Source organism: Streptomyces doebereineriae (assembly GCF_031845645.1).
Lineage (GTDB): Bacteria > Actinomycetota > Actinomycetes > Streptomycetales > Streptomycetaceae > Streptomyces > Streptomyces canus.
Map to the genome: position 1 here is coordinate 164,562 of NZ_JAVREZ010000022.1, position 7,363 is coordinate 171,924.

General features: G+C 69.7%; 6 protein-coding genes. 2 read left to right on the forward strand and 4 right to left on the reverse strand.

Annotation, left to right across the window (positions count from 1 at the left end):
• Nucleotides 1-241: 241 nt before the first annotated feature.
• Together RNB18_RS42435 and RNB18_RS42440 are read left to right on the forward strand one after the other, a co-directional pair.
• Nucleotides 242-436: a DUF5999 family protein gene (locus RNB18_RS42435; RefSeq protein ID WP_057610513.1), complete on the forward strand. Its 195-nt coding sequence runs from the start codon at nt 242-244 to the stop codon at nt 434-436.
• Between the two features lie 178 nt (nt 437-614).
• Nucleotides 615-1,652, forward strand: coding sequence for a LacI family DNA-binding transcriptional regulator (locus RNB18_RS42440; RefSeq protein ID WP_311719455.1), 1,038 nt, complete (start codon nt 615-617; stop codon nt 1,650-1,652).
• Between the two features lie 681 nt (nt 1,653-2,333).
• On the opposite strand, the gene RNB18_RS42445 is transcribed toward RNB18_RS42440, so the two are convergent.
• The 4 genes from RNB18_RS42445 to RNB18_RS42460 all read right to left on the reverse strand — a co-directional run bounded on the left by RNB18_RS42445 (nt 2,334) and on the right by RNB18_RS42460 (nt 6,553).
• Complete coding sequence (locus tag RNB18_RS42445; RefSeq protein WP_311719456.1) at nt 2,334-3,368, reverse strand: endo-1,4-beta-xylanase; 1,035 nt, start codon at nt 3,366-3,368, stop codon at nt 2,334-2,336.
• 54 nt (nt 3,369-3,422) lie between these two features.
• Nucleotides 3,423-4,187 (reverse strand): carbohydrate ABC transporter permease, encoded by a 765-nt coding sequence (locus RNB18_RS42450; protein WP_387727365.1) that lies wholly within the window; start codon nt 4,185-4,187, stop codon nt 3,423-3,425.
• Between the two features lie 65 nt (nt 4,188-4,252).
• Nucleotides 4,253-5,251 (reverse strand): carbohydrate ABC transporter permease, encoded by a 999-nt coding sequence (locus tag RNB18_RS42455; protein WP_311719457.1) that lies wholly within the window; start codon nt 5,249-5,251, stop codon nt 4,253-4,255.
• A gap of 6 nt (nt 5,252-5,257) precedes the next feature.
• Complete coding sequence (locus RNB18_RS42460; protein WP_311719458.1) at nt 5,258-6,553, reverse strand: extracellular solute-binding protein; 1,296 nt, start codon at nt 6,551-6,553, stop codon at nt 5,258-5,260.
• Between the last annotated feature and the right edge of the window lie 810 nt (nt 6,554-7,363).

A 7,363-nucleotide genomic window follows, 5' to 3' on the forward strand; every position in this document is an offset into this window, starting at 1 on the left:
GCTCGGACGAGCCGAACTCGGGTCTGACTCCAGGTGGACTAGCCCTATCCGGCCACTGCGAACCATCCGAAGGGACAGTGCAGTTGGGATGAACCGTCCGGCCGGGTGACGCGTCTCCAACCTGTGAAGAAGTGGTGATGCGAAATACCTGCGGATTGACGCCCGTAGGGCAACACTGGGTTCCGACTGAGTTATCGCAACGGGGGACGTCATGACCACAACACAGCGAAAGATCCCACCAATGTGCCAGCACCAGCCACCGTGTCCCACCGCCGCCTCCGCCGACCGGGAGTCCGCCCGCCTCGTGGCGCACCACCCGGAGCAGGGCTGGAGCCTGCTGTGCAACGGCGTTCTGCTCTTCGAGGACACCGGTGAGCTCCTGCCCGACGGCCGGGTCATCGCCCCGCACCGCCCGCTCGCGGTGGCAGCCGCCTGAAAACGCCCGGGCGGCCGCCGTACCGTCCGGAGACCTGAGGGGCCGGCTCGCAGCGACTGTCTGCGCACCGGCCCCGACGTATGTCCCACGGCGATCACTCCCTGTGACGCCTTGTGTATGACCCTACTTTTCCGGAAGACTCCTGGAAGTTTCGAGGCTTTGACGCGGAGGTGGGCAAGTGACAGCAGGCAAGGCCGACGCCGAGCCCCGGGGCAGGGTCACCATCACGGAGATCGCCCGGCAGGCCGGGGTCTCGGTGCCGACGGTGTCCCGAGTGGTCAACGGCCGGTCGGACGTGTCCCCGCACACCCGCGCCCGCGTCGAGGAGCTGCTCCAGCAGTACGGCTACCGCAAGCGCCCCGCGGCCCCCGGCACCCGCGCCGCCCTGCTCGACCTGGTCTTCAACGACCTCGACAGCCCCTGGGCCGTGGAGATCATTCGCGGTGTCGAGGAGGTCGCCCACGCGGAGGGCGTCGGCACCGTCGTCTCCGCGATCCACGGCCGCTCGGGCGACGCACGCGAATGGATGCGCAACCTGCGCGCCCGCGCCTCGGACGGGGTCGTCCTCGTCACCTCGGCGCTGGACACGGTTCTCCACGACGAACTGCGCGCCCTGGGCGTCCCGCTCGTGGTCGTCGACCCGGCCGGCTCCCCCGCACTGGACGCCCCCACCATCGGCGCCGCCAACTGGTCGGGAGGGCTCGCGGCCACCGAGCACCTGCTGTCGCTGGGCCACCGCAGGATCGGGCTGATCGCGGGGCCGCCCCGGCTGCTGTGCTCGCGGGCCCGCTACGACGGCTACCGCGCCGCTCTCGAGGGCGCCGGGCTCACCCTCGACGAGTCCCTCGTCGTACCCGGCGACTTCCACCCGGAGTCCGGCTTCGCCGGCTGCGAGAAGCTCCTCGAGCTGCCCGAGCCGCCGACCGCCCTCTTCGCGGCCAGCGACCAGATGGCCCTCGGCGCGATCGAGGCGCTGAGGAGACGCGGGCTGAGGGTGCCGGAGGACATGAGCGTGGTGGGTTTCGACGACCTTCCGGAAGTCCGCTGGTCGGCGCCCCCGCTGACCACCGTGCGCCAGCCGCTCGCCGACATGGGCAAGCTGGCCGTCCGCACGGTCCTCAAACTGGCCCGCGGCGAACGCCCGGACTCACCGCGCGTGGAGCTGGGCACGGAGTTGGTGGTGCGATCAAGCACCGCACCACCGGCCATCCGCTGACGGATCACGGCCCGTCCGGTGGATCGGGCCGCCATCCCGGCAGACACGAGCACGCGCGCCGGGCCCGCACCACCGACAGGACCCGCGAGCAGGCCCTCCCTCGGGCGCACCACCCGAGGCCACCCGCGCCCCTGGCGACGCGGCCCCCGTCTCGGAGAGACGCCCCCAGAGAGCCGACCCGGGAACTCGGCCCACCGCCACCCGGTCGACGCGGCCCCCGTCTCGGAGAGACGCCTCCAGAGAGCCGACCCGGGAACTCGGCCCACCACCACCCGGTCGACGCGGCCCGCATCTCGGAGAGACGCCTCCAGGAAGCCGGCCCGGAAACTCGGCCCACCACCACCCACGGCCCGGCGACGTGGCCCCCGTCTCGGAGAGACGCCCCAGGAAGCCGGCCCGCAAGCTCGGCCCAGCACCCGCGCGCCCCGGCAACGCGACCCCCATCTCGGAGAGACGCCCCCAGAGAGCCGACCCGCGAGCTCGGCCCACCGCCACCCACGTCGGCGGCGGCCGGCGTCCCGGTGGCCGGCCCACCGCGGCCCCGGCAGGCGGCGGCCGAGCGGCCCGAACCGGCCACCGGGGCGGCCGATCCGAGCCGCCCGGAGCGGGCTTCTCCCGTCAGGGCCCGGCGGCAGCGCGCGCCGACGAGCCGACGGGCGTCGCCGCAGTCCCCGCCGCCCCCTACTTCAGCGCCGCCCGGATCGCGTAGTACGCCGGCTTCGGCTGGAGCTGCTCGTCCCAGGGCAGCGCGGCCCCCTGGCCCTCGAAGAAGGCGGGTATCCAGCTGTACTTGTCGGTGTAGTCCCAGATGGTGATGCCGACACACCGCCGCACCGCAAGGCAGGCATCGGTCAAGTCGGCGTACCACTGGGCCTGTTGGGCCAGCTTCTCCTCGGTCGCGGGCAGGATCATCCGGATGTCGACCTCGGTGAGCGCGGTGTCGAGGCCCAGCTTGGAGAAGCGGCGGAGGTTGTCCTCCAGCGTGGTCGGATAGCCGTACTGGAGCGCCAGGTGGGCCTGGAGACCGATGCCGTCGAGCGGAACGCCCTGCGCCTTCAGCTCCTTGGCCAGGGTGTAGTAGGCATCGCTCTTCGCCCCGATCCCCTCGATGTTGTAGTCGTTGAGGTAGAGCTTGACCTTGGGGTCGGCCTGGCGGGCCCAGCGCAGGGCGTCGGCGATGTAGCCGGGGCCGAGGGTCTTGTAGAAGACGGTCTCGCGGTAGGTGCCGTCCTCGTTGAAGGCCTCGTTGACGACGTCCCAGGCGAAGACCTTGCCCCGGTAGTGCCGTACCTCGGTCTGGATGTGCTTCTTCAGTACGGGCCTCAGCTCGGCCGCCGTCCACTCGCGCGAGGTGATCCAGTCGGGCAACTGGCTGTGCCACACGAGGGTGTGGCCGCGCACCTTCTGGTGGTTCGCGCGGGCGAGGTTCACGATCTCGTCGCCGTTGGTCCAGTCGAAGACCCCCTGCTCGGGTTCGGTGGCGTACCACTTCATGCCGTTGCCCGGCGTGATCTGGTCGAACTCGCTGCCGAGGATCTTCTTGTACGGCCCGTCGACGAGTTCGGGGTTGTCGGTGGCGCTGCCGAAGTAGCGGCCGTGGCGCTGGGCGAGGTCGGCGAGGGTGGACGGTTTGCCGTGGGCCTGTGCGGTGGGAGCGGCGGCCGCGACCACCACTGCGGCCAGGACTCCGGCGAGTCTGAGACGGTTCTTGCGCATGGTGCGACTCCTCACGTGCGGGCGGGGTGAGCCGTACTTTTCGAAGCGCCGGGGTCAGCCCTTCGTGGCACCGGCGGTGAGGCCGCCGACGAGCTGGCGCTCGGCGACCGAGTAGAAGGCGAGGGCGGGAACCATCGCCAGGACGAGATAGGCGAAGACGCGGGCGTACTCCGCGGAGTACTGGCCCTGGAACTGCTGCACACCGATGGGGAGCGTCCACCACGTGTTGTCGGTGAACACCAGCAGCGGCAGCATGAAGTTGTTCCAGCTGGTGACGACGGCGAGCACCGAGACGGTGCCGAGCGCGGGCCGTGCCATCGGCAGCAGGACGCGCCAGAAGAACCCGAAGGGGCTGCACCCGTCGAGCGTGGCCGCCTCCTCCAGCTCACCGGGGATCTCCCGGAAGAAGGCGCGCAGGATGATGATCGTCATCGGCAGCCCGAAGGCGGCCTGCGGAAGGATCACGCCCAGCGGATTGTCCAGCAGGCCGAGCGAGCGCAGCAACAGGAACAGCGGCAGCACCGCCACCGCGAAGGGGAACATCAGCCCCATCGTGAAGAGCGTGAACAGTGCCTCCCGTCCCCGGAAGGCGAACCTCGCGAAGGAGAACGCGGCCAGCGCGGACGCGGCGACCACCAGCACCGTCGTACCGACCGCGATCAGCGTGCTGCTGCCGAGCAGCCGCCAGAAGTCCCCGCCGGCCAGGATGTCGGTGTAGTTGCCGGTCCGCCAGTGTTCCGGCAGCCCGAAGGGGTTGCTGGAGAGCTCGTCGGTGGACTTGAACCCGGACAGGACGGCGTACACCAGGGGTACGACCATCACCGCGCCGACGGCGACGAGGATCACGTGCAGGGGCAGGGTTCGTGCGGTGGTCTTGCGGGCGGTCACTTGCCGTCCCCCCTCATCGTCGTGGTGGCCCCTTCGAGGTCGCGGCGGAGCACGAACCGCTGGTAGGCGAGGGCGAAGACGAGGCAGATGCCGAACATGACCACGCTGATCGCGCTGGCGTAGCCGACCTGGTAGCGCTTGAAGCCGTACTGGAACATGGTCACGGCCATGGTCTCGGAGTGGTGGTCGGGGCCGCCCTGGGTGACCACCCACACCAGGTCGAAGAGCTGGATCGAGCCGATGACGGACAGGAAGATGCTGATCCGCAGGGTGGGCGCGAGCAGCGGCAGGGTGACGTTGCGGAACCGCTGCCAGGCGCTGGCGCCGTCGATGAGAGCCGCCTCGGTCAACTCCCGTGGGATGGACTGGAGTCCGGCCAGGTAGAGCATCATGTGGAAGCCGAAGTACTTCCACATCATGACCAGGAAGAGCGTCGCCATGACGTAGGAGGGATCGGCGAACCACAGCCCGCCCACGCCGTCCAGGCCGATCGCGCCGAAGATGTGGTCGGCGAGTCCGGAGTCCGGGGCGAAGACCATGCTGAACAGCACACCGGTGATCGCCTCGGACAGGACGTAGGGCGCGAAGAACAGCATCCGGTAGACGGCTCTGCCGCGCAGCTTCTGGTTGAGCAGGACCGCCATGGCGAGCGCGAACGGCAGCTGGAACGCGAGGGACAGCACGACCAGGACCAGGCAGCGCCACAGGTCGCCCAGGAAGACGGGGTTGTCGAAGAGCTGGGTGAAGTTGTCCGTGCCGATGTAGTCGGAGGGCATGCCGAAGCCGCCCCAGCGGAAGAAGGCGGCGTACAGCGCGAACAGCATCGGCAGCAGGACCATGCCGATGAACAGCACCAGGGCGGGCAGTTGGAAACTGACCGCGGTCAGCCAGTGCGTTACGCGCCGCCGGCCCCGCCCCCGGGCCCTGACCGATTCCGGGGGCGGGAGATCGGTGCCCGGACCGCTCCGCTTGTCTGCGAGGAACGTGGAGGTCATCGCGGGCTACTGCTCTTCCTTCGCGGTCTGCGTGATCGACTGGGCGACCTGCTCCGGGGACTTGGAGCCGGCGATCAGCGCGGCCACGCTGTCGTTGACCTCCTGGCCCACGGCGGGCGCGTACGCCTGGTCGAGATAGAGCTGGAAGCCGGTGGCGGCCTTCAACTGCGCCTGTACGAGCTTGAGGTTGGGGTCGGTCATGGCCTTCTCCGCGTTCGGGAGCACGGGAAGGATGCTGGTCTTCTTGACCAGTTCCAGCTCGGTGGCCTCGGAGGCGAAGAACTTCAGGAAGTCGACCGCCGCCTGCGGGGCGCCCCGGCGCAGGGCGTGTCCGCCGCCTCCGCCGAACACCTCGGTGATGGCGCCCTTGCCGCCCTCTACCGCGGGGAAGGGGAAGAAACCCAGGTCGTCGCCGAGACCCTTACCGGAGTCGGCCTGCACGGACGGGGCCCACTGGCCCATGAGTTCCATGGCCGCCTTGCCGTTGCCGACGGCGGCCGCCTGGCCGGTGGGTGTGGAGTAGGCGGCGTTGAGGAACCCCTTCTGGAAGGGCTGGAGGTCCACGAGTTCCTTGAGGTGCCGGCCGGCCTCGACGAACCCCGCAGCGGTGAAGTCCTTGTCCTCACTGGCCTTCTGGAGGGCGTCGATGCCGGCGGTGCGCATCGCGAGGTAGGCCCAGTAGTACATGCCGGGCCACTTCTCCTTGCCTGCGAGGGCGATGGGCGTGATGTTCTTGGACTTCAGCTTGCTCACGGCCTCCAGGAACCCGCCCCAGGTGGTGGGCGGCTCGCTGACGCCGGCCTGCTTGAAGAGCGCCTTGTTGTACCAGAAGCCGATCATGCCCATGTCGAACGGGATGCCGTAGACCTTGTCGTCGAGGATGTACGGCTCCTTGGTGACCTTCAGCAGACCGTCGGCCCACGGCTTGGTCCGGTCGGTCAGGTCCTCGACGAGCCCCGCGTCGACCTGCTGCTTGAGGACGCCGCCGCCCCAGGTGTGGAAGATGTCGGGAAGCTTCCCGGAGGCGGTCAGCGCCGTCATCTTCGACTTGTAGGCGTCGTTCTCCAGCTGGACGATCTTTATCTTGACCTTGGGGTTCGCGGCCTCGAACTTCTTGGCGAGGGCCGCCCAGACACTCTTCGCCGGCTCGGTGGTGGAGATGTTCCACCACTCCACCGTGGTCGTCCCGTCGGACGATCCTCCGTCCGAGTCGCCGCCGCAGCCGGTCAGTGTCGTCATGCCCAGACCGGCCGCGGCGGATGCCGCCAGAAAACCACGGCGGGACAGTGCCGGGTCGCCCATGATGCGCTCCTTGGGTACGGGACGGAGCCGTCCTTGTCCGTCCTGCGGTCCGAAAGTTTCGGAGTTGATCCAGAAAGCTTCGCTGCTGCCGCACCCTAGAGACAGCTGCCAAAGGGTGGCAACCCCTTGTACACAGGGAATGTTGAGGAGTCGAACCAGTCGGAGGCCACGGCCCCCTCACTGGCGTCCATTCCGAACGCCCGGCATGTGAAGCCCTCCGGCCCCCGCCTGGAGAGACGGCGGCCGTCGCGCTCGGCCGAGGGGACACCGTCGGCGCCGGGGGTGAGCAGGTCGGGCAGGCCAATGCACGGCTGCCGCGGGCCCGTTGGGGGCAGCAGGAGGTCGGTGCGGATCTCGACGGCCACGCCGCGCGAGGAACTGCCGCACCGGCCCGGTCCGGGCGATCACGCTCGCCTCTCCCCCAGCACCTCGACGTCGTGGTGCCGGGCCCTCACGGGGCCTGTCACGGCGTCCGAGCGGGCGGCGACACGGCGGTTCGGGGCGCCGCTCAGGGCGACCGAGGAAGGGGGCCCGTGGCGTCCGGGGCGGTCCGTGTGCCGGATCGGGCGCCGAGCGACCCCGGCGATCGAGGACGTTGCCGATCCGCCGCCGCCCCGGGATGCGGGTGGTCACCCGAAACATTCGATCTATTCGGCGAACCTTACGTAACGGACTGTACGAGGATGATCAGGCGGGAACAAGGCCCCCCTGAGCCCCTGCGGCGACACAGGCGCCGGCCACCCCAGCCGGCAGATCAGTCCCGCTTCCCATGACGCTGCGTGTCCACCCCCATCCACCCCCCGTCCACCC

Excerpts from the sequence above, each read along its gene's own strand:
- RNB18_RS42435 (WP_057610513.1), top strand. The coding sequence starts at position 242 with ATGTGCCAGCACCAGCCACCGTGTCCCACCGCCGCCTCCGCCGACCGG.
- RNB18_RS42445 (WP_311719456.1), bottom strand. The coding sequence starts at position 3,368 with ATGCGCAAGAACCGTCTCAGACTCGCCGGAGTCCTGGCCGCAGTGGTG.
- RNB18_RS42450 (WP_387727365.1), bottom strand. The coding sequence starts at position 4,187 with ATGGTCGTACCCCTGGTGTACGCCGTCCTGTCCGGGTTCAAGTCCACC.
- RNB18_RS42455 (WP_311719457.1), bottom strand. The coding sequence starts at position 5,251 with ATGACCTCCACGTTCCTCGCAGACAAGCGGAGCGGTCCGGGCACCGAT.
- RNB18_RS42460 (WP_311719458.1), bottom strand. The coding sequence starts at position 6,553 with ATGGGCGACCCGGCACTGTCCCGCCGTGGTTTTCTGGCGGCATCCGCC.